The 21,868-nt window shown below is 69.3% G+C and carries 15 protein-coding genes; 8 read left to right on the top strand and 7 right to left on the bottom strand.

The features are described from left to right. Positions 1-6 precede the first annotated feature (6 nt). The 4 genes from ACWFRJ_RS35280 to ACWFRJ_RS35265 all read left to right on the top strand — a co-directional run bounded on the left by ACWFRJ_RS35280 (position 7) and on the right by ACWFRJ_RS35265 (position 3,669). Entirely contained in the window at positions 7-960 is a 954-nt protein-coding gene (locus ACWFRJ_RS35280; RefSeq protein ID WP_453540901.1) for a MerR family transcriptional regulator, read from the top strand. A gap of 150 nt (positions 961-1,110) precedes the next feature. Then, positions 1,111-1,701: an RNA 2'-phosphotransferase gene (locus tag ACWFRJ_RS35275; RefSeq protein WP_453540463.1), complete on the top strand. Its 591-nt coding sequence runs from the start codon at positions 1,111-1,113 to the stop codon at positions 1,699-1,701. A 77-nt stretch (positions 1,702-1,778) separates the two neighbouring features. After that, entirely contained in the window at positions 1,779-2,702 is a 924-nt protein-coding gene (locus ACWFRJ_RS35270; RefSeq protein WP_453540460.1) for an LLM class flavin-dependent oxidoreductase, read from the top strand. A gap of 61 nt (positions 2,703-2,763) precedes the next feature. Then, entirely contained in the window at positions 2,764-3,669 is a 906-nt protein-coding gene (locus ACWFRJ_RS35265; RefSeq protein WP_453540457.1) for a Cof-type HAD-IIB family hydrolase, read from the top strand. Here ACWFRJ_RS35265 and ACWFRJ_RS35260 read toward each other — a convergent pair. From ACWFRJ_RS35260 to hisC, 6 genes are all read right to left on the bottom strand, one after another. Beyond that, positions 3,666-4,706, bottom strand: a complete 1,041-nt coding sequence (locus ACWFRJ_RS35260; RefSeq protein WP_453540454.1) for a peptidoglycan DD-metalloendopeptidase family protein — start codon at positions 4,704-4,706, stop codon at positions 3,666-3,668. The genes ACWFRJ_RS35265 and ACWFRJ_RS35260 overlap by 4 nt on opposite strands. A 182-nt stretch (positions 4,707-4,888) precedes the next feature. After that, positions 4,889-6,643, bottom strand: a complete 1,755-nt coding sequence (locus ACWFRJ_RS35255) for a GAF domain-containing sensor histidine kinase (protein ID WP_453540451.1) — start codon at positions 6,641-6,643, stop codon at positions 4,889-4,891. Positions 6,644-6,726: 83 nt separating this feature from the next. Beyond that, the gene (gene cydD / locus ACWFRJ_RS35250) at positions 6,727-10,275 is read right to left on the bottom strand and encodes a thiol reductant ABC exporter subunit CydD (RefSeq protein ID WP_453540448.1); all 3,549 of its coding nucleotides are present in this window, start codon (positions 10,273-10,275) and stop codon (positions 6,727-6,729) included. A gap of 119 nt (positions 10,276-10,394) precedes the next feature. Beyond that, positions 10,395-11,399, bottom strand: a complete 1,005-nt coding sequence (gene cydB / locus ACWFRJ_RS35245) for a cytochrome d ubiquinol oxidase subunit II (protein ID WP_453540445.1) — start codon at positions 11,397-11,399, stop codon at positions 10,395-10,397. A 14-nt stretch (positions 11,400-11,413) separates the two neighbouring features. Then, a complete protein-coding gene (locus ACWFRJ_RS35240) occupies positions 11,414-12,952 on the bottom strand; it encodes a cytochrome ubiquinol oxidase subunit I (protein ID WP_453540442.1) in 1,539 nt (512 codons plus the stop codon). Between the two features lie 286 nt (positions 12,953-13,238). Then, positions 13,239-14,318 carry a histidinol-phosphate transaminase gene (gene hisC / locus ACWFRJ_RS35235; protein WP_453540439.1) on the bottom strand — a complete coding sequence of 360 codons (1,080 nt, stop codon included), beginning with the start codon at positions 14,316-14,318 and terminating at the stop codon, positions 13,239-13,241. 418 nt (positions 14,319-14,736) lie between these two features. Here hisC and ACWFRJ_RS35230 point away from each other — a divergent pair, with 418 nt between their 5' ends. The 3 genes from ACWFRJ_RS35230 to ACWFRJ_RS35220 all read left to right on the top strand — a co-directional run bounded on the left by ACWFRJ_RS35230 (position 14,737) and on the right by ACWFRJ_RS35220 (position 18,331). Beyond that, a complete protein-coding gene (locus tag ACWFRJ_RS35230) occupies positions 14,737-15,858 on the top strand; it encodes a LacI family DNA-binding transcriptional regulator (protein ID WP_453540436.1) in 1,122 nt (373 codons plus the stop codon). Positions 15,859-16,095: 237 nt separating this feature from the next. Next, positions 16,096-17,274, top strand: a complete 1,179-nt coding sequence (locus ACWFRJ_RS35225) for a metallophosphoesterase (RefSeq protein WP_453540898.1) — start codon at positions 16,096-16,098, stop codon at positions 17,272-17,274. 181 nt (positions 17,275-17,455) lie between these two features. Continuing rightward, positions 17,456-18,331 carry a hypothetical protein gene (locus ACWFRJ_RS35220; protein ID WP_453540434.1) on the top strand — a complete coding sequence of 292 codons (876 nt, stop codon included), beginning with the start codon at positions 17,456-17,458 and terminating at the stop codon, positions 18,329-18,331. Between the two features lie 100 nt (positions 18,332-18,431). Here ACWFRJ_RS35220 and thiC read toward each other — a convergent pair whose 3' ends face one another. Then, positions 18,432-20,213, bottom strand: coding sequence for a phosphomethylpyrimidine synthase ThiC (gene thiC, locus ACWFRJ_RS35215; RefSeq protein WP_453540431.1), 1,782 nt, complete (start codon positions 20,211-20,213; stop codon positions 18,432-18,434). 219 nt (positions 20,214-20,432) lie between these two features. Here thiC and ACWFRJ_RS35210 point away from each other — a divergent pair, with 219 nt between their 5' ends. After that, on the top strand, positions 20,433-21,836 hold the full coding sequence (locus ACWFRJ_RS35210; RefSeq protein ID WP_453540428.1) for a YibE/F family protein: 1,404 nt from the start codon (positions 20,433-20,435) through the stop codon (positions 21,834-21,836). Positions 21,837-21,868: the final 32 nt, after the last annotated feature.

Genomic DNA, 21,868 nt, shown 5'->3' with positions numbered 1-21,868 from the left:
GGGCCGGTGGGTCACCACGGCCCCGAGCACAGGCCGGTGGAGTACCGCATCGAGGATCTTGCGCACCACAGCGGCGCCACGGTCCGTACGATCCGCGCCTACCAGGACCGCGGCCTGCTCCCCCGGCCCGAGCGGCGCGGCCGGGCGAATGTGTACGGCGACGCGCATCTGGCCCGGTTGAGGCAGATCGCCGATCTGCTCGACCGGGGCTACACCCTGGCCTCCATAAAGGAGCTGCTCGAGGCCTGGGACACGGGCCGGGGGCTCGGCGGCGTCCTGGGTCTCGCCGCCGAGGTCGACGGGCCGTGGACGGATGAGAAGGCCGACCGGATGACCCGGGCGGAGCTGGACGCGGCGTTCGGCGGCGATCCGGACGACGCGGCGGTGGCCGACGCAATCGCGCTCGGCATCCTTGAGCCCATGCCGGGCCGGGACGACGAGTTCCTGGTGCCGAGCCCTCAGGAGCTGGCGGTGGCGGCGGAGTTGCATGCCGCCGGTGTTCCGCTCTCCGCGATCTCGGGCCATCTAAGGGAGTTGAGGGGACAGGTGGAGCACATAGCCTCTCGCTTCCTGGAGTTCACGACGGAGCATGTGTTCGCCCGCTATCTCGGGCATCACCCGCCGAGCGAGTCGGACGCGGCGGAGGCGGCCGCTCTCGTACGGCGCCTGAGGCCGCTCGCCCAGCAGTCTGTCGACGCCGAACTTGCCCGGGCCATGCGTCTGTTCGCCACCCGGCACCTCCAGCACCACCTCGCGTCGGGACAACCGGCCCGACGGACCGATGAGCCGTTCCCAGTGGCACTGCCCGCCGCGACAATGCAGGCCGTGGAGAGCCTCGTTGGGCGGCAGAACGCGGATGCGTTCATCGCTGCGGCCACCGAACGGGAAGTACAGGCCAGGACATTGGACGCACTTGCTGCAAGTCATGCCAATAATGGATCTATTGACCAAAAGACCTAAATAGGCCGGGCGTTGTCCACAGAATCGCCAAATCCCCTGTGGATAACTGGACTTGGCTGTGGATCAAACCTGTGGACGAAAAGTGACGGATGAAAAGTCGGTGGACGAAAATCAAGTGCGGGGAGAACGGTTCGCAGCGAGGCTGAATGGATGAATGGAGAACCCCCCTCCGATGAGGTCACCGATGAGGTGGCCGACGAGCGGCGCACCGTGAAGGTGTCGAAATACCTCTCCAGGCACCTGCGCCACCAGCCCGAGAGAATCGGGCTCGCTCTCGACGAGAGCGGGTGGGTGGAGATCGATGCCCTCATCGCCGCCGCGACGGCACACGGTTTCCGCTTCACCCGTGCCGAGCTCGAGCATGTGGTGGCCGTGAACGACAAACAGCGTTTCGCCGTGGAAGAGAGTCGGATCCGCGCCAGTCAGGGCCACTCCGTCGACATCGACCTCAATCTGCCTCCGGCGACCCCGCCCGCGTATCTCTTCCACGGCACGGTGGCCCGTAATACGGCCGCGATCCGCGCCGAAGGCCTGCGGCCCATGAACCGTCATGCCGTGCATCTCTCGCCCGACCGCGAGACTGCCACCCGCGTCGGCGCCCGCCGCGGGCGGCCCGTCGTGCTCTCCGTCGACGCGGGCGCGATGCACCGCGACGGGCATGAGTTCCAGGTCAGCGCCAATGGCGTCTGGCTCACCGCCGCCGTGCCCCCTGGCTATCTCCGCTTCCCGGACAAGCACTGACCGTCGCCCTCACGCCCCGGCTGAGCAGCAGATTTCAGTGAAAGCCGAGCAGGGCCGCGGGGCATACGCTCTGATACATGAGTTTGCGTCTGAGCACCGTGATCCTGCCCGTTCGCCGCTGGCACGAGGGCGGCAAGGAGCGTTGGCAGCGAGCTGAGGAGCTCGGCTTCCACACCGCGTACACCTATGACCACCTCTCCTGGCGGACCTTCCGCGACGGGCCCTGGTTCGGCGCTGTGCCCACCCTGACCGCCGCCGCGGCAGCCACCGACCGGCTGCGCCTGGGCACCCTGGTCACCTCCCCGAACTTCCGGCACCCGGTCACCCTCGCCAAGGACCTGATCACCCTTGACGACGTGTCCGACGGCCGGATCACCCTCGGCATCGGCGCGGGCGGCAACGGCTTCGACGCCACCGCGCTGCTCAAGTCCGGCGAGGAGCCCTGGACACCGCGCCAGCGGGCCGACCACTTCGGCGAGTTCCTCCCCCTTCTCGACCGTCTTCTTACCGAAGATGTCGTTTCACACGAGGGCGAGTACTACTCGGCATCCGAGGTGCGGAACATCCCGGGCTGTGTACAGCGCCCCCGGTTGCCCTTCGCGGTGGCCGCCATCGGACCGCGCGGCCTCAAGCTCGCGGCGCGTCACGGGCAGGCGTGGGTGACCACGGGCGACCCGAAGCTCTTCGAGAACGGCACCCCGGAGCAGTCACTTCAAGCCATCCGCGGACAGGCGGACAGGCTCGCCGCAGCCTGTGACGCGATCGGCCGCGACGCCGCCGAACTCGACAAGATCCTGCTCACCGGATTCACCCCGGGCCGCCCCATGGACTCCTTCGACGCCTTCGTGGACTTCGCCGGCAACCACGCTGAGCTGGGCTTCAACGAGATCGTTCTGCACTGGCCGCTTCCGGGAACGGATTTCGCGGCCGACGAGAAGATCTTCGAGCGGATCGCCACGGAGGCTCTGGTCCAGCTGGGCAGCGGCACAGCAGGGGCGTAAAGGCACTCAGATGTGCGCCCCAGCGCACGCCCGTGCACGTATGTGCGGGACAATCGGTGGCGTGACCTCAGCTACCCCACGGCCCAGGACCCCGGCCGCCTCCGTCCCCCACCGGCCCAAGGCCCGGCTGATCGCCACGGACCTGGACGGCACCCTGCTGCGTGACGACAAGTCCGTGTCCGACCGCACCGTCGCCGCACTCGACGCCGCCGAGCGGGCCGGGATCGAAGTCTTCTTCGTGACCGGCCGCCCGGCCCGCTGGATGGACGTCGTCAGCGCCCACGTACACGGCCACGGCCTCGCCATCTGCGGCAACGGCGCCGCCGTGGTCGACCTGCACGACGGTTCGGGCGGCCACCGCTTCGTGAAGGTGCGTGAGCTGCGGCGCCAGGACGCCCTCGACGTCGTCGGCCTGCTGCGCGCGGCGGCCCCCGGCACGTCCTTCGCGGTCGAGCGGACCGGCGGACTGCACCACGAACCGACGTACCCTCCGCTGCACCTGGAGCCCGGCGAGAGCGTAGCCCCCGCGGAGAAGCTCCTCGCCGAGGACTCCGACAACGCGACCCAGCCCATCCTGAAGGTCCTCGCCTTCCACCCCGAGCTCGCGCCCGACGACTTCCTGGTGGTGGCCCGCGAGGCCGTACGCGGACAGGTGGAGATCACCCGCTCGAGCCCGAGCGCCCTGCTCGAGATCAGCGGTCCCGGCGTCTCCAAGGCCAGCACCCTGGAGCTGTGCTGCGCCGAGCGCGGCATCATGCCCGAGGAGGTCGTCGCCTTCGGGGACATGCCGAACGACATCGAGATGCTCACCTGGGCGGGCACCTCGTACGCGATGGGCAACGCACACCCGGACGTGCTCGCCGCCGCGTCGGGGCGCACGGTCGCCAACAACGAGGACGGCGTCGCGGTCGTCATCGAACGGATCCTGAGCGACCAGCAGGACAGCCGGAGCGACGTAGACCGCTAGACCCGCACTCCCCGCTCGTCCAGCCACTTGACGGGATCCACCCCGGACCCCAGATACGGCGTGAGCCGCACCTCGAAATGCAGGTGCGGCCCCGTCGAGTTGCCGGTCGTGCCCGCCTGCCCGAGCCACTCACCGGGGCGCACTCGATCCCCCTGGTCGACGGTGACGGCGGCCAGATGCGCGTACTGCGTGTAGTAGCCGCCCTTGTGCGACACCACGACCTCGATGCCGAAGCCGCCTCCGCACGACACGGACACCACCCGGCCCGCGCCGACCGCCCGCACCGGCGCCCCGATGCCGACCGCGAAGTCCTGCCCGGTGTGCCGGTGCGACCAGTGCGAACCGGCGCTGTCGAAGCCCGCCGACAGTTCGTACGTCTTCACGGGCGTCATCCACGCGCGCGTGGAGGCCGTTTTCGGCTGATCCAGGCGTACGGCGCCCCTGCACCGCCCGGCCGCGACCGACCGGTCGGCCTCGCCCTGCAAGGTCCACTGCGCCGACTCCAGCTTGCTCTCGATCCCGCGCTTGAGCTTCGTGAGGCCCGCGTTGCGCCGTTCCAGGGTGCGTTCGGCGCGGTCCGCCGTGCGTTTGGCGTCCGCGAGCCTGGCGGCGGCCCGCTGGGTCTTGGTGACGGCGTTGGTGACGGCGAGGTCCGCCTGCCACATCAGCCGCTGACCGCGCATGAGCTCTTCCGGGCTGTCGGCGAGCAGGAGTTGGGCGGTCTGGGGAAGGCCGCCCCCACTGCGGTACTGGGCACTGGCCATCCGGCCGAGATCTCCGTGCAGCACATTGACGGCGTGCCGCTCCTTCTTAAGAAGCCGGCCCACTTTCCGGACCTTCGCGCGTTGCACCTTGGCGGCGCGCCGCCCCTCTTCGTAGCGCACGGTCGCCGCGGAAGCCTCCTCGTAGAGGCGGGCCACTTCAGCGCTCGTGTCCGGTCCTTCGGAGGCGTCGGCGTACATGGGGCACAGGAGCGCGCACAGCAGTAACGACACGACGACGAGCGGGAGGTGGGTTCCGCGGTGGCTCAAGCGCATTCACGGATCGTTGCCCGGAGGCCGTCTCCGGGTCCCGCCCGACTCGTACACCCGGGGCAACGGGTGCCCCGAACAGCCCACTCCCGTAGGGCCGAACAGGGGCCCTGCCGATCCCCACGAATGCCGAGCCGCGCTAACTCCGAGCGCCCGCTAGTGCCTAGCCCCGCTAGTGCCGAGCCCCGCTAACAGGGCGCCTGCCACACCACCGTCGTACCGCTGCCGTCCTCCCCGATGCCGGCCCCGTACCAACTGTCCCCGCCGAGCGACTCCGCCCGCCTCTTGAGGTTCCGCAGGCCGCTGCGCCTGCCGCCCTCCGCGATGCCGACCCCGTCGTCCGACACCGTCAGGCGTACGCCCTGCTGCTCGTCGGGAAGGCTCACCGTCGAGTCGACGACGACATCGATATGGTCGGCCCGCGCGTGCCGGAACGCGTTGGACAGCGCCTCGCGCAGCGCCGCGATGAGGTTCTTGCCGGTGAGTTCGCCGACCACCGTGTCGACGGGTCCCACGAAGTGGTGCGAGGGCTTGAAGCCGAGCGGCACAGCGGCCATGTTGATCTCGCGCATGACACGCGTACGCAGCCCGGAGGGAGCCTCGGCCGGGCCCTGCTGCAGGGCGAAGATCGCCGTCCGGATCTCCTGGATCGTCACGTCCAGCTCGTCGACGGCCTTGCCCACACCCGTCTGCACCTCGGGCACGACGGACCTGCGCTGGGCGCTCTCCAGCATCATCCCGGTGGCGAACAGGCGCTGGATGACGAGGTCGTGCAGGTCCCGGGCGATCCGGTCGCGGTCCTCGTACACCGCGAGCCGTTCACGGTCGCGCTGCGCCTCGGCCATCATCAGCGCGAGCGCGGCCTGCGAGGCGAACTGGGTGGCGAGGGTCCGCTCGGTCTCGCTGAACGGCCGTGCGCCACGCGCGCGTGGCGTGACGAGCGTCCCCATGACGCGGCCGTCGCTCTGCAGCGGCAGCATCATGACGGGGCCGTAGTCGCGGGCGAGGTGGGTCATGACGCGCGGATCAGTGGCCGCGTCGTCGAGGAACACGGAGTCCCCTGCGAGCAGGTCGGCGATGATCCGGCTCTCCGGGGGGACGATCACGCCGAGCACCCCGGAGGGTTCGTCCGAGGAGACGGCGACGATCTCCATGCCGCCCTCCGCGTCGGGCAGGAGCACGATCCCGGCGGCCGAGTCGGCCAGATGGCGGGCCTGTTCGGCGACGACGGCGAGCGCCTCCTCCGCGTCACTGCCCGAGAGCAGTGCCGTGGTGACCGCCACGGAGCCGTCGATCCAGCGTTCTCGCTGCATGGCGGCCTCGTAGAGGCGGGCGTTGCCGATGGCGATGCCCGCCTCCGTGGCGAGCACGCGGACCATGTGCGCGTCGTACTCGTTGAAGTCGGCGCCGCCCCGCTTCTCGGTCAGATAGAGGTTGCCGAAGATCTCGCCCTGGACGCGGATGGGGACGCCGAGGAAGGTCCGCATCGGCGGGTGATGGGCCGGGAAGCCGCACGAGCGCGGGTCGGCCGACAGGTCCGCGAGGCGCAGGGTCTCCGGCTGGTGGATCAGGGCCCCGAGCAGTCCCTTGTGTCCGTCGGGCAGGCGTCCGATCCGGTCGGCGGTCTCCTCGCCGATGCCGAAGTAGACGAAGTCGGAGAGCCCCTTGCCGTCTTCGGAGACGACGCCGATCGCCGCGTAGTGGGCGTCCGCGAGCTCGGCCGCCGTCTCGCAGATGCGGTCGAGCGTGGTGTGCAGTTCGAGCCCGGCGCCTACGGAGCGCATCGCCTCGAGGAGTTGCGGCACGCGCGCGGTCAGCTCGGGGGAGAGCCCCTGAAGGCCGCGGGTCGCCTTCTTGGCCGCCTCGATCGCGTCCGGGGTGCCCGGTGTACCCGGTGTGCCGTCGGGTTGCGGAGAGGCGGCGGAGGCCGAGGGGGCTGACATGCCTTTGAGAGTAGTTAGTCCTATTTGGCGAGGAAAGTCGGGGCCGGTGCTCGCCCCGGCACCAGGCCCCCGCCGCGCCAGGTCTATCCGGCGGCCGTCACCAGCAGATCCGCCGCCCGCTCCCGCTCCCACATGCGCCGCAGCGGCCCGTCCACCGCCACGAGGTCCGCGTACGCACCGCGCTGCACCACCTGCCCCGCGTCCAGGACGATCACCTCGTCCACCGCGTCGAGCCCGGCGAGCCGGTGCGTGATGAGGAGCGTCGTACGGCCCTCGGTGGCGGCGAGGAGATCGTCGGTGAGGGCGTCGGCGGTCGGCAGGTCCAGGTGTTCGGCCGGCTCGTCCAGGACGAGGACGGGGAAGTCGGCGAGCAGCGCGCGGGCCAGGGCGATGCGCTGACGCTGGCCCCCGGAGAGACGGGCCCCGTGCTCGCCGACCAGGGTGTCGAGCCCTTCGGGGAGCGAGTCGGTCCACTCCCCGAGCCGGGCCCGCTCCAGGGCGCCGCGCAGTTCGTCGTCACCGGCGCCCTTCTGCGCGATGAGCAGGTTCTCTCGTACGGAGCTGTCGAAGATGTACGCGTCCTGCGCGCAGAGCCCGACGAGTTCGCGCACGGTGTCGCCGTCCAGCGTGGCCGCGTCCGTACCGCCCAAGCTGTACGTTCCCTCGCTCGCCCCCAGGAAGCGCAGCAGCACCTGGGCGAGCGTCGTCTTGCCGGAACCCGAGGCCCCGACCACCGCGATGCGCCGTCCGCGCTCCAGTGTCAGGCCGACGCCCGCGAGCGCGTCCCGGTCCTGTCCCTCGTACCGGGCGTGCAGCCCTTCGAGACGGAGCGGGAAAGGCGTCTGGGGGCGCTGTGCGGGGACAGCGGGCTCGGGGACGGGTTCGGGTGCGTCGAGGACCTCGTAGACGCGCTCGGCGCTCTTCCTGACCCGCTGGCGGTACTGCACGGCGAGCGGCAGGCCGAGGACCGCCTCGAAGGCTGCGAGCGGGGTCAGGACGACGACGGCGAGCGCGACGCCGCTGAGCCGGCCGTCGTGCAGGGCCTGTACGCCCACAAGAGCGGCGGCGGCCACGGTGAGACCGGAGAGGAGCGCGCCGAACCCGTCGCCGAGCGCGGTGGCCGCGGCGGTCCTGGACGCGATCCGGGTCAGCTCGGCATCGGCTTCCTTCGCCTTGGCCGTACGCCGGTTCAGCGCACCGGCGACCGTCAACTCCGCGGTGCCGGTGAGCAGATCGGCCACGCGGGTGGCGAGCACTCCGCGCGCGGGGGCGAGCTTCCGCTCCGCCCGGCGGGCGACCGCTCCGGAGAGCAGCGGTACGCCCGCTCCGGCGAGGAGCAGGCCCACGGCGAGTACCGCGCCCGCCTCGGGCAGCAGCCAGGCGGTGAAGCCGACGGCTCCGGCGCTCACCGCCACTGCGGCCGACGCGGGGAGCAGCCAGCGAAGCCAGTAGTCCTGCAAGGCGTCCACGTCGGCGACCAGGCGGGAGAGGAGGTCGCCGCGGCGGGTCTTCCTGAGCCCGGCGGGGGCGAGGCGCTCCAGGCGCCGGTAGACCGCCACGCGCGTGTCGGCCAGCATGCGCAGGACGGCGTCGTGCGAGACGAGGCGCTCCGCGTAGCGGAAGACGGCGCGGCCCATGCCGAAGGCGCGGGTCGCCGTCACGGCGATCATCAGGTACATCACCGGGGGCTGCTCGGACGCCCGGCTGATCAGCCACCCCGAGGTGGCCATAAGACCTACGGAGCTGCCGATCGCGAGTGCGCCGAGCAGGAGGGCGAGCGCGAGCTTGCCCTTCCGGGCCTGAGCCTCACCCCGCACCCGGGCCAGCACCCCGGAACCCTCCCGGGCGGGCACCTCCGCATCGCCCGGCACCTCCGGGTGCCCCAGGAGCGCGTCACCCGCCGTCCGGCTGCCCGGTACCGCCGAGTCATCGGCCGCTTGGGAGAGGACCGCCCCGGAGAGGGCTGCCCCGCTCAGCAGCGGCTGCCGAGCGCCGCCCTCGACCGAGGCATCAAGACGCACCACCCGATCCGCAACCCCCAACAACGCGGGCCGGTGCACGACAAGGAGCACGGTCCGCCCCACAGCAAGCCGCCGGACCGCCTCGACGACCCCCGCCTCGGTCTCCCCGTCCAGAGCCGCGGTCGGCTCGTCAAGGAGGACCACGGGCCGGTCGGCAAGAAACGCCCGCGCCAGAGCGAGCCGCTGCCGCTGCCCCGCGGACAGGCCGGCCCCGTCCTCGCCCAGTACGGTCTCCGCCCCCGAGGGCAGCACGGAGACGAACTCCCAGGCGCCCGCCGCCTCCAGCGCGTCCCGCACGGAAGCATCGTCCGCATCCGGCCGGGCCAGCCTTACGTTCTCCGCGATGGAACCGGCGTACAAGTGCGGCCGCTGCGGCACCCACGCGATCCGTTCCCGCCACCGCTCCGGCGCGACCTCCGCCAGATCGACTCCCCCGACGCACACCCGTCCCTCGGCAGGCTCGACGAACCCGAGGATCACGTCAAGGAGGGTCGACTTGCCCACACCGCTTGGACCGACAAGCGCCACGGTCTCGCCGGGCTCCACCGCGAACGACACCCCGGAGACCGCGTCCGAGGACCGCCCCGGATACCGCACCGTCACGCCCTCCACGCTCAGCGCACCGTCCGGCACCGCCTTCGTCCCGGCGGCCCGCACCGGAGCCTCCAGGACCTCGAAGATCTCCTCGGCGGCGGAGAGCCCCTCCGCCGCCGCGTGGTACTGCGCCCCCACCTGCCGCAGCGGCAGGTACGCCTCGGGGGCCAGGATCAGGATGACAAGACCCACGTAGAGGTCCATGTCCCCGTGGACGAGCCGCATCCCGATCGTCACCGCGACCAGCGCCACCGACAGCGTCGCGAGCAGCTCAAGGGCGAACGACGACAGGAAGGCGATGCGCAGCGTGCGCATCGTCGCCTGGCGGTACTCGCCGGTGATCTGCCGGATCGACTCGGCCTGTGCCTTCGCGCGCCCGAACACCTTCAGGGTGGGCAGGCCGGCCACCACGTCCAGGAAGTGCCCCGAAAGGCGGGACAGGAGCCGCCACTGACGGTCCATCCGGTTCTGGGTCGCCATACCGATAAGGATCATGAAGACCGGGATCAGCGGCAGCGTCACGACGATGATCGCCGCGGACACCCAGTCCTCGGTGACGATCCTCGCGAGCACCGCCACCGGAACCACCACCGCGAGCCCCAACTGCGGCAGATAGCGCGAGAAGTAGTCGTCCAGGGCGTCCACACCCCGCGTCGCCAGCGAGACCAACGAACCGGTCCGCTGCCCTCCGAGCCAACCGGGCCCCAGCGCACCCGCCCGCTCGAGCAGCCGCCCCCGCAGCTCCGACTTCACCGCCGCGCTCGCCCGGTGTGCGGCGAGCTCCGTCAGCCAGGCGATCAGCGCCCGCCCCGCCGCGACCACCGCGAGCAGCACGAGCGGCGTCCCCAAGTCACCGAGGGCCAGCCCCTTCTGGAAGGCCCCGACCACGATCTCGGCGATGAGCATCGCCTGGGCGACGACCAATCCCGCCCCGGCGACACCGAGGACCACCACCGCGACCAGGAAGAACCGGGTGGCGCGGGCGTACCGGAGCAGACGCGGATCGATCGGTTTCACGTGAAACACACCCTCCGAAGAATCCGAGGAACGGGGAAAGCCGAGGAACGGGGTAAAGAGGAACGAGGAAATCAGTGGCCGGGGTCAGCGCGCGGACGCCTCAGAGCACAGCCGGGAACTCAGTGCGCCGCATCCGCGATGTGCTGCGTCCCGATCCGCTTGCGGAACACCCAGTAGGTCCACGACTGATAGAGCAGCACGATAGGCGTCGCGATGCCCGCGCACCAGGTCATGATCTTCAGGGTGTAGGGACTCGACGAGGCGTTGGTGACCGTGAGGTTCCACTCCTCGTTCAGCGACGACGGCATGACGTTCGGGAAGAGCGTCAGGAAGAGCATCGCGACGGCAGCCGCGATCGTGATGCCCGAGAGCGCGAACGACCAGCCCTCGCGCCCCGCCTTGATCGCCCCGATCGCACCGACAAGGGCGACCACGGCCACGACCATCGCGACCAGGCTCTTGCCGTCGCCGTTGTCCGCCTGCGTCCAGATCAGGAACCCGAGCGCCAGGACGGCGGTCACCAGACCGAGCCTCAGCGCCAGCTTCCGAGCCCGCATCCGGATGTCGCCCACCGTCTTGAGCGAGGCGAACACCGCGCCGTGGAAGGTGAACAGCGTCAGGGTGACCAGGCCACCCAGGATCGAGTACGGGTTGAGCAGGTCCCAGAAGTTGCCCACGTACTCCTTGTGCGCGTCGATCTTCACGCCGCGCGTGATGTTGGCGAAGGCCACGCCCCACATCACCGCCGGGATCAGCGAGGTCCAGAAGATGGCCTGCTCCCAGTTGCGCTGCCACTTCTCCTCCGGCCGCTTGGCCCGGTACTCGAAGGCGACACCGCGCACGATCAGGCAGAGCAAGATGATCAGGAGCGGCAGATAGAAGCCGGAGAAGAGCGTCGCGTACCACTCGGGGAAGGCGGCGAAGGTCGCACCGCCCGCCGTGAGCAGCCACACCTCGTTGCCGTCCCACACCGGACCAATGGTGTTGATGAGGACCCGCTTCTCGGTCCGGTCACGGGCGAGCAGCTTGGTGAGGACACCGATCCCGAAGTCGAAGCCCTCCAGGAAGAAGTAGCCGATCCACAAAACGGCGATCAGCACGAACCAGACGTCGTGAAGTTCCATGTCGATCAACTCCCTCAGTACGAGAAGGCCATGGGCCGGTCGGCGTCTTCGTCACTGTCCGAGCCCGAGCCTGCTCCCGGACCGCCGATCTTGGTGGGCGGGTTGAGGTCGGCCTCGGTGAGCTCGGGCGGGCCCTGCTTGATGTACTTGAGCAGCAGCTTCACCTCGATCACGGCGAGGATGGCGTAGATCGCGGTGAACACGATCAGCGAGGTGATGACCTCACCCTGCGAAACTCCCGGCGAGACCCCGTCTCTGGTCTTCAGGACGCCGTAGACCACCCAGGGCTGACGCCCGGTCTCGGTGAAGATCCAGCCCCAGGCGGTGCCGATGAGGGGGAAGATCAGCGTCCACTGGGAGAGCCGCCACCACCAGTTGCCGAGCTTCGGCGTCAGCTCCTTGTTCTTGGTGAGCATGAGCTTCGGCACGTCGTCCTCGCCCGTGCGGTGCTCCGGCGCCAGCCAGAACTTCTTCCGCGTGAGGTAGAGCCCGGCGGTGCACAGGATCATGGAGACCCCGCCGAAGCCGATCATCCAGCGGTAGGACCAGTAGGCGGTGGGGATGTTGGGCCGGTAGTCGCCGGGCCCGTACTTCTCCTGCGCTTCCTTGTTCAGGTCGTTGATGCCGGGGATCTCGGCGCTGAAGTTGTTCTTGGCGAGGAAGGACAGTATCCCGGGGATCTCGATGGCCACGTCGTTGTGCCCCTTGGACACATCGCCGTACGCGAAGAGCGAGAACGGCGCCGGCTTCTCCGAATCCCACAGGGCCTCGGCGGCAGACATCTTCATCGGCTGCTGCTCGTACATGACCTTGCCGAGGGTGTCGGCGCTGACCACGGTGAGCAGGGTGCCGACGAACGCGGTGACCAGGCCGAGCCGCAGCGACATCCGCATGGTGCGGATGTGCTGCTTCTTACGAAGGTGGAAGATCGCGATGCCGGTCATGAAGGCGCCGCCGACCAGGACGGCCGCCGAGATGACGTGGGCGAAGTTGACGATCGTCGTCTCTTGGAAGAGCACCTTCGAGAAGTCGGTGAGCTCCGCGCGCTTGGTGCCGTCCCGCTCCACGATCTTGTAGCCGACCGGGTGCTGCATAAAGGCGTTGGCGGCGATGATGAAGTACGCCGAGGCGATGGTCCCGACGGAGACGATCCAGATCGTGGCGCAGTGCAGCTTCTTCGGGAGCTTGTCCCAGCCGAAGATCCACAGGCCGATGAAGGTCGACTCGAAGAAGAACGCGATGAGCGCCTCGAAGGCGAGCGGCGCCCCGAAGATGTCACCGACGAAGCGCGAGTAGTCGGACCAGTTCATGCCGAACTGGAACTCCTGGACGATGCCGGTGACGACGCCCATCGCGATGTTGATCAAGAACAGCTTTCCCCAGAACTTGGTCGCCCTGAGGTAGTGCTCCTTGCCCGTGCGCACCCAGGCGGTCTCCAGGATCGCCGTGAGGGCGGCCAGCGAGATCGTCAGTGGAACGAACAGGAAGTGGTAGACGGTGGTGATGCCGAACTGCCATCGCGCCAGTGTCTCGGGCGCTAGAGCCAGGTCCACGTCGAATTCTCCTTACGGCCGTGGTCACAGCGGCAGTTTGCCCCTTTAATCCCACTGATCTTCGGAGGAACCGGGACACGCTTGTGAACGCGTTCACATTCACAAGCATTATGTCGTACCGGTTCCGAGCATGGACAGGGGGTCCCCCTTACTGCCGGGAACCTCACACGGGCACAGCGAAGGGGGCCAAGGACAGCGTCCCCGGCCCCCTTCTCCACAGCGCAACAGCACTACGGCGCTACGGCGCTACGGCGCTACGGCGCTACGGCGCTACGGCACAACAGCGCTACAGCTCCTTGCGGAACGCCTCCGCCGCCTGCAGGAAGATGTCGTTGGCCTCGGTCTCCCCGATCGTGGCCCGCATCCCCTCGCCCGCGAACGGCCGCACGACCACGCCGGCCTTCTCGCACGCCGCCGCGAAGTCGGCCGTACGCTCCCCGAGCCGCAGCCACACGAAGTTCGCCTGCGTCTCGGGCACCGTCCAGCCCTGCCCGCGCAGCGTCTCGACCACCCGCGTGCGCTCGGCGACCAGCGAGCCGACGCGGCCCATCAGCTCGTCCTCTGCCCGCAGCGAGGCCACCGCCGCGTCCTGCGCGAGCTGGCTCACGCCGAACGGCACCGCCGTCTTGCGCAGCGCGGCGGCCACCGGCTCATGGGCGATCGCGAAGCCGACGCGCAGACCCGCGAGGCCGTACGCCTTGGAGAACGTACGCAGCACGGCGACATTCGGGCGGTCGCGGTAGAGCTCGACACCGTCGGGCACCTCGGTGTCGCGGATGAACTCGCGGTAGGCCTCGTCGAGGACCACAAGGACATCGCTCGGCACGCGGTCGAGGAATCGTTCCAGCTCCGCCCTGCGCACCACCGTGCCGGTCGGGTTGTTCGGGTTGCAGACGAAGATCAGCCGCGTCCGCTCGGTGATGGCGTCGGCCATCGCGTCCAGGTCGTGGACGTCCTCCGACGTCAGCGGCACCTTCACCGATGTGGCACCGCTCACCTGCGTGATGATCGGGTACGCCTCGAAGGACCGCCAGGCGTAGATGACCTCGTCACCCGGGCCCGACGTGGCCTGAAGGAGCTGCTGCGCGACGCCGACGGAACCGGTGCCGGTCGCCACATGCGAGACCGGCACCCCGAAACGGTCGGCGATCTCGCTCATCAGGCCGGTGCACGCCATGTCCGGGTAGCGGTTGAACGTACCCGCGGCGGCGAGCGCGCTCTCCATGACGCCCGGCAGAGGCGGGTAGGGGTTCTCGTTCGAGGACAGTTTGTAGGCCACCGGGCCATCGGACGCGGCAGGCTTCCCCGGCTTGTAGGTGGGGACACCCTCCAGCTCGGCACGCAGCCTCGGGCTTGTCTCGCTCACCGCAGTCCTCCTCTTGACACACCTGAACGCTCAGACGTCTGGACGCTTGGACACTTGAACGTCTGAACTACCTGACTTCAATACTCCACACCTTATGAGGATTCAGCTCTGCTGCGAATGGGTCGGAGATATTCGCTCCGACAGGCGCGCAAAGAGGGGGGAGCGCTCCCCGTTGCCGTACGCGCCGGTGGCTCACTCCGTGGCGCGCATCACCCGTGAAGGTGAGTTGAGACCTCTTCGAGACCTCACCCATTCGGCCGACCTGTGCACGACAGCATGGGACCGCCCACTTCAGGCCCCCCCAACTCCCTTGCAATCCAAGGTCGTTGTCCCGTTTTCGCCATGCAGAAACGTGCCTGTCAACGAGTGAATATGCGTCCGCACTACCCACCCCCATGAGCCCTACTATCGGCTCGCCATGACAGCAGCAGGGAACCATCAGGTCAGCCGAGCGGAGACCGCCCGCCGGGGCAACCGGCAGAGCCGAGCGGGCATCAGAGACGTCGCCGCCGCCGCCGGTGTCTCCATCACGACTGTCTCCGACGCGCTTAACGGCAAGGGGCGGCTCCCGGACGCCACCCGACGCCACGTCCGCGAGGTCGCCGAACGGCTGGGCTATCGCCCTTCCGCGGCGGCCCGAACGCTCCGTACCGGCAAGTCGGGCCTCATCGGCCTGACCGTGACGACGTACGGGGATGAACCTTTCACCTTCACCGAATTCGCGTACTTCGCGGAGATGGCCAGAGCCGCGACCTCGGCCGCGCTGGCCCGCGGCTACGCCCTTGTCATCCTGCCCGCCACCTCCCGGCGCAGCCCGGTCGACGTGTGGTCGAACGTCGCGCTCGACGGCACCGTCGTCGTCGATCCGTCCGACCACGATCCCGTCGTCAGCGAACTCGTGCGCCAAGGCCTTCCCGTGGTGTCCGACGGCCGTCCCGCCAGGTCGCTGCCGGTCACCGCCTGGGTCGACAACGATCACGAAGCGGCGGTCCTCGAGATCCTCGAACACCTCGCGGCGGCCGGAGCCCGCCGCATCGGGCTTCTCACAGGGACCACCACAGACACGTACACCCACCTGTCCACGACCGCCTATCTACGCTGGTGCGAGCGCGTCGGCCAAGACCCGGTCTACGAGTCCTACCCGGCCCACGACCCGTGTGCCGGCGCGGTAGCGGCCGACCGGCTGCTCGCCAGACCCGACCGGCCCGACGCCGTCTACGGCCTCTTCGACCCGAACGGCACCGATCTCCTCGCGGCCGCCCGCCGGTACGGCCTGCGCGTCCCTGACGACCTGCTGCTCGTCTGCTGCAGCGAGTCCACCGTCTACGCCACCACCGAACCGCCCATCACCACGCTCTCCCTCAAACCGCGGCGCATCGGCACGGCCGTCGTCCAGTTGCTCATCGACGCCATCGAAGGTCTGGATTCGGGCCGGCCCGTCGAGCAGGTGATACCGACGGAGCTGATCGTGCGCACCTCGTCCGAGCGACGTCCACCGCGTACGACGGTCAGCCCACCCCGCTCACCCGAACCGGGTTGAGCGGGCCGCTCCGCGGGGAGAACCCCCGTCAACCGGGCACTGCCCGGCACTGCCCGGTCGTGGACTGGGGGGAAACCCCTACCCAATTCGGGAGAAAACCTCGGTGAACTGGGGTTCAGCACTGATTCACCACCCCTGGTGCACCACACAGCGCGAGCCGCATTCCTATGATGGGCGGACGACACCGCGGGCCGCTGCGACCAGGCAGTCCGATCTCGGTGCAGATGCGGCGCAATGGTGGTGGAGGGGTCGATGACTCAGGGGGCCGGTCAGGGACCCGATGTGCGGACGGCGACGTTGCGCGACTTCCGCGTTCCGGCGTACGTCCATGAGACCGGGCCGGTCCAGGGCGGGACCGCCCACGGTGGTCCTGTCCCGGGCAGTCCCGGCCAGGGCGGTCCTGTCCAGGGCGGTCCTGTCCAGGGCGGTCCGGCGGGTGCGGTGGTTCCGGGCGCCCCGGTGGAGGTCACCGGAGCGCCGGACGAGGGCTACACCCCCACCCAGCGCGACCTGCCGATCATCAATCGCGGCGACACCGTGCAAGTGAAAGTGGAGGTGCAGGCCATGCCCGAGCCTCCGCAGGCGCCGACCGACGAACACGGTCCGCTGTTCGTCGTGGGCGATGTGCACGGCTATCTGGACGAGCTGCTCGCGGCGCTCCACGCGCAGGGCCTCATCGACGCCGACGGCGAATGGGCCGCGGGCAACGCGCGCCTGTGGTTCCTCGGCGACTTCACCGACCGCGGCCCGGACGGCATCGGCGTCATCGACCTCGTGATGCGCCTGTCCGCGCAGGCGGCGGCCGCGGGCGGCTACTGCAAGGCCCTGATGGGCAACCACGAGCTGCTCCTGCTCGGCGCGAAGCGCTTCGGCGACACCCCGGTCAACTCGGGCGCGGGCACGGCCACCTTCCAGGCCGCCTGGCTCCTCAACGGCGGCCAGAAGACCGACATGGAGCGCCTCGAGGACCACCATCTGCAGTGGATGGCCCGCCTCGACGCGATCGAGGCGGAGGACGGGCATCTCCTGATGCACTCCGACACGACCGCCTATCTGGATTACGGCGACTCGATCGAAGCCGTGAACGACACGGTCCGCGAGACCCTCACACGCAACGACGCCGACGAGTGCTGGGACCTCTTCCGGAAGTTCACCAAGCGCTTCGCCTTCCGCGACGAGTCGGGCCCCTCAGCCGTACGTGAGCTCCTCGACATGTACGGCGGCCACCGCGTCGTCCATGGCCACAGCCCCATCCCGTATCTGCTCGGCGATGTCGGCTCCGAAGATGACTCGGACGGCGGCGGACCCGTCATCGAGGGACCGCACATCTACGCAGGCGGACTGGCCATCGCCATGGACGGCGGCGTGACCATGGCCGGAAAACTGCTGGTCTGCCAACTTCCCTTGGATAACTGAGCGTTCACAGGGCAGGTGCACCCCTACACGATCACGTGGGCCGACGGGTCAATTTCTGGAAACCCCCTGTCACCGCGTGCCGTCACGGCTCTACCATCGGCTTATCCGTAGCAGGCTCCCCTCCGTTTCTGCCCGACGGCTCGTAGCCATGCGAGCCCCAAGCCCTACGGAGCATCGGGGGATGCACATGAACAGCGCTCCACAACTGCTCAATGAGGACCGCCCCGAGTACGAGCGAATCCTCGATGAGGCGCTGCGCACCGCACCGAACCGTCCTGATCTCGCCGCAGTGGGCCAGCGGCTCAATCCCGAACAACTGCGCACGATGGCGCTGAACGCCACCGCGCTGATCACTGCCGCCGCCACGACCGAGTACACGCACTATGTGAAGGTCCGCGAAGAACTGCGCGAAAGCGGATCTGCCGCACCATCGATCCGTGAGCGGAGCCCCGAGGGTCCGGCGGAAGCCGGATCCGGCGGCCTCGGCCTCGCCACCACGATGGGGGAGGTCACCGCCCAGGCTTCAGGGGCGGGGGCCATCGCCGTCGTCGCGGTGCTCGCACCGGTCCTCGCCGGGGCGGCCGCCGCGATCTTCCTGCTCGTCGGCTACATCCTGAAGATGCTCAACCCCGAGCCCGCCTTCGCGGACACCCTGCTCACCGCGGGATGGCTGTTCGGCGCGCTCACCGCAGGGGGCATCCTGGTCGCCGCGGTCGGCCTGCTCCTGACGGCCCTGCGCAACGGCTCCACCTCGCTCCAGGCCGGTTCGTACGGCGAACAGAACGAGGCGGTGGCCCGCGCCAGGGAAGCCTGGGGCGAGGCACTCCTGGAGCACGGCCTCCTGCCGTTCCTGCGGGAGGCCCTGGCGGATCCGGGGACGGCGCACGTGGCTCGTACACCGGCGACGGAGCCGGGCGGCCGCATGCCCCACCTCGGCTACCACAGGCCGGGGTTCAGCAGCCCGAGCGGCGGCTCGGCGACGGGATCCCGCCCGAGCTTCTCGAGCCCGGACTTCTCGAGCCCGGACTTCGGCGGGCCCGAACACAAGCCGGAGTAGTGCACGCCTCTGCTTCGGGCGGACGTGACGTCCGCCCGAAGCACGGCGTGTACTGCTGTACCGCTGTACCGCTGTACCGCTGTACCGCTGCTCAGCCTGCTCAGTCGGCGATCGGCAGATACACGCGGTTTCCGGCTGCCGCGAACTCCTTGGACTTCTGCTCCATGCCCTGCTCGATCTCGTCCCGCGTGCCGCCGTGCTCACGCCGGATGTCGTGCGAGATCTTCATGCTGCAGAACTTCGGCCCGCACATCGAGCAGAAGTGGGCCGTCTTCGCGGGCTCCGCGGGCAGCGTCTCGTCGTGGAACTCCCGTGCCGTGACCGGGTCGAGGGCCAGGTTGAACTGGTCCTCCCAGCGGAACTCGAAACGCGCGTCCGAGAGCGCGTCGTCCCAGTCCTGCGCGCCCGGGTGCCCCTTGGCGAGGTCCGCCGCGTGGGCCGCGATCTTGTACGTGATCACGCCGGTCTTCACGTCGTCGCGGTTGGGCAGGCCCAGGTGCTCCTTGGGCGTGACGTAGCAGAGCATCGCCGTGCCCCACCAGCCGATCATCGCGGCACCGATGCCGGAGGTGATGTGGTCGTACGCGGGTGCGATGTCGGTGGTCAGCGGGCCGAGCGTGTAGAACGGCGCCTCCTCGCAGATCTCCTGCTGAAGGTCGATGTTCTCCTTGATCTTGTGCATCGGGACGTGCCCCGGGCCCTCGATCATGGTCTGTACGTTGTGGCGCTTGGCGATCGTGTTGAGTTCCCCTAGCGTGCGCAACTCGGCGAACTGCGCCTCGTCGTTGGCGTCCGCGATCGAGCCGGGGCGCAGACCGTCGCCGAGCGAGTACGTCACGTCGTACGAGGCGAGGATCTCGCAGAGCTCCTCGAAGTTCTCGTAGAGGAAGCTCTCCTTGTGGTGCGCGAGGCACCAGGCCGCCATGATCGAGCCGCCGCGCGAGACGATGCCGGTCTTGCGGTTGGCGGTCAGCGGGACGTACGGAAGGCGCACGCCCGCGTGCACCGTCATGTAGTCCACGCCCTGCTCGGCCTGCTCGATGACCGTGTCCTTGTAGATCTCCCAGGTCAGCGCCTCGGCCTGGCCGTCTACCTTCTCCAGGGCCTGGTAGAGCGGCACGGTGCCGATGGGGACGGGGGAGTTGCGCAGGACCCACTCGCGGGTGGTGTGGATGTTGCGCCCGGTGGACAGGTCCATGACCGTGTCGGCGCCCCACTTGGTCGCCCAGGTCATCTTGTCCACCTCCTCCTCGATGGAGGAGGTGACCGCGGAGTTGCCGATGTTGGCGTTGACCTTCACCAGGAACCTCTTGCCGATGATCATCGGCTCGATCTCCGGGTGGTTGACGTTGGCGGGGATGACCGCGCGGCCCGCGGCGACCTCCGCCCGCACGACCTCGGGGTCGAGGTTCTCGCGGATCCCGATGAACTCCATCTCGGGCGTGATCTCGCCCCGGCGGGCGTACGCGAGCTGCGTCACCGCCTGTCCTTCGCGGCCCCGGCGCGGCTGGCGGGGGCGGCCGGGGAAGACCGCGTCGAGGTTCTTCAGGCCTCCGCGCGGCGAGGTGTGCTTGATGCCGTCGTCCTCGGGACGTGGCGGGCGGCCCGTGTACTCCTCGGTGTCGCCGCGGGCGATGATCCAGTTCTCGCGCAGCGGCGCGAGACCCCTGCGGACGTCGGTGTCGATGGACTCGTCGGTGTACGGCCCCGAAGTGTCGTACAGGGTCACGGCCTTGCCGTTGGTGAGGTGCACCTGGCGGACCGGCACCCGCAGGTCGGGGCGCGAGCCCTCGACATACGCCTTGTGCCAGCCGATGGACTTCCCGGCCTCGTCGCTCTGGTTCTGCGTCGAGGCAGGCGTGCGTGCGTCCGATGTGGTCATGAGACCTACTCCCTACGCCGGCATTACCCGGTAACAGGTTCGGCGGTCGACGCAGCGAATTCCGTACGGCTCGTGCACTTTTTGTGCCGCTTCGTACGGAGGTCAGCGCCCTCTCAGCCCGGTGCTCCGAGCTCCCGCGATTGCAAAGGTGCCTCCACGCTAGCGCCCTGTCGGGCGCGCTGAACAGAGGGCCCTCTCCGTTCTTGCGATGATCGGGCAGTGACCACCACTGAGCCGCCGTCCCAGCCGCCCGCCCCGAACGTGCCGCCGGACCCGCACGGCCACTCCCACAGCCACGGTCCGGCCGCGCCCGTCTCCAAGCATCTGCGCAAGGTCATCGCCGCCGTGCTGATTCCTTTCGCCACGGCGGTCGTCGTGGGGCTCGCGGTGTTCTGGCCCGGTGGTGCGCCGGCCCATGAGCGCACCGGAGTCGGCTTCGACCGGCAGACCCAGTCGGGCGAGGTGTCGAAGCTCCAGGAGCTCCCCTGCAAGGACGTGAACGCCTCGCAGACCCCGCCCAACGGCGACACCTCCACGGCCGAGGGGCAGTCTGCGGAGTCCCGCGCGAAGGGCGTCTGCAAGAAGGCGACGATCGAGGTGACCAGCGGCAAGGACAAGGGCCGCACCTTCACCGAGATCGTCCAGCCCGATTCACCGCGGCAGTTGCGCCAGGACCAGAAGGTGGTGGTCGCCTATGAGCCCACGGCCCCCGAGGCGTTGCAGTACTCGGTCACCGATGTGAACCGGAAGTTCCCCATGGCGCTGCTCGCCGGGATCTTCGCGCTCGCCGTCGTCGTGGTGGGACGGCTGCGCGGCCTCATGGCCCTCATCGCCCTGGCGTTGAGCTTCCTGGTCCTGACGTTCTTCATCCTGCCCGCGATCCTGCAGGGCTCGAATCCGCTGGTCGTGGCGGTGATCGGGGCCAGCGCCATCATGCTGATCGCGCTCTACCTGTGCCACGGCCTCACGGCACGTACGTCGGTGGCGGTCCTCGGCACGCTGATCTCTCTGCTCCTCATCGGGCTCCTCGGCTCGCTCTTCATCGGCTGGGCGTCGCTGAGCGGCAACACGGACGACAACACCGGCCTGATCCACGGCCTGTACCCGTCCATCGACATGAGCGGTCTGCTCCTCGCCGGCGTCATCATCGGCTCGCTCGGCGTGCTCGACGACGTGACGGTGACGCAGACGTCCGCGGTCTGGGAACTGCACCAGGCCAACCCCACGATGGGCTGGCGCGGTCTGTACGGCGCGGCCATCCGCATCGGCCGCGATCACATCGCCTCGGTCGTCAACACCCTGGTCCTGGCCTACGCGGGCGCCGCGCTGCCCCTGCTGCTGCTCTTCTCGATCGCGCAGAGCAGCGTGGGCACGGTGGCCAACAGCGAACTGGTGGCCGAGGAGATCGTGCGCACCCTGGTCGGCTCGATCGGCCTGGTCGCCTCGGTACCGGTGACGACCGCACTCGCGGCCCTGGTGGTCTCGGCCGACCGTTCGACCTCTGCGGGCGGGGCGGGGGCCGGGAGCACGGCGCACCCGGGCGACGCGGGCCGACCGGGAAGCGGTGCCACCCCGGCCGCCAAGCAGACCCGCGGCGGAAAGGGCCGACGCCGCAAGGCCTGAGCCGCCGATGCCTCGAGCCGCCGATATCCCGC

It is taken from the genome of Streptomyces sp. NPDC055239, from assembly GCF_053606205.1.
The sequence above is the reverse complement of the archived record's forward strand: the minus strand, read 5'-3'. Positions and strand labels throughout refer to the sequence as shown.

Coding starts and splice junctions, on each gene's coding strand:
- ACWFRJ_RS35260 (WP_453540454.1), bottom strand. CDS start 4,706: ATGCGCTTGAGCCACCGCGGAACCCACCTCCCGCTCGTCGTCGTGTCG.
- cydB (WP_453540445.1), bottom strand. CDS start 11,399: ATGGAACTTCACGACGTCTGGTTCGTGCTGATCGCCGTTTTGTGGATC.
- ACWFRJ_RS35270 (WP_453540460.1), top strand. CDS start 1,779: ATGAGTTTGCGTCTGAGCACCGTGATCCTGCCCGTTCGCCGCTGGCAC.
- ACWFRJ_RS35255 (WP_453540451.1), bottom strand. CDS start 6,643: ATGTCAGCCCCCTCGGCCTCCGCCGCCTCTCCGCAACCCGACGGCACA.
- ACWFRJ_RS35230 (WP_453540436.1), top strand. CDS start 14,737: ATGACAGCAGCAGGGAACCATCAGGTCAGCCGAGCGGAGACCGCCCGC.
- thiC (WP_453540431.1), bottom strand. CDS start 20,213: ATGACCACATCGGACGCACGCACGCCTGCCTCGACGCAGAACCAGAGC.
- ACWFRJ_RS35220 (WP_453540434.1), top strand. CDS start 17,456: ATGCACATGAACAGCGCTCCACAACTGCTCAATGAGGACCGCCCCGAG.
- ACWFRJ_RS35275 (WP_453540463.1), top strand. CDS start 1,111: ATGAATGGAGAACCCCCCTCCGATGAGGTCACCGATGAGGTGGCCGAC.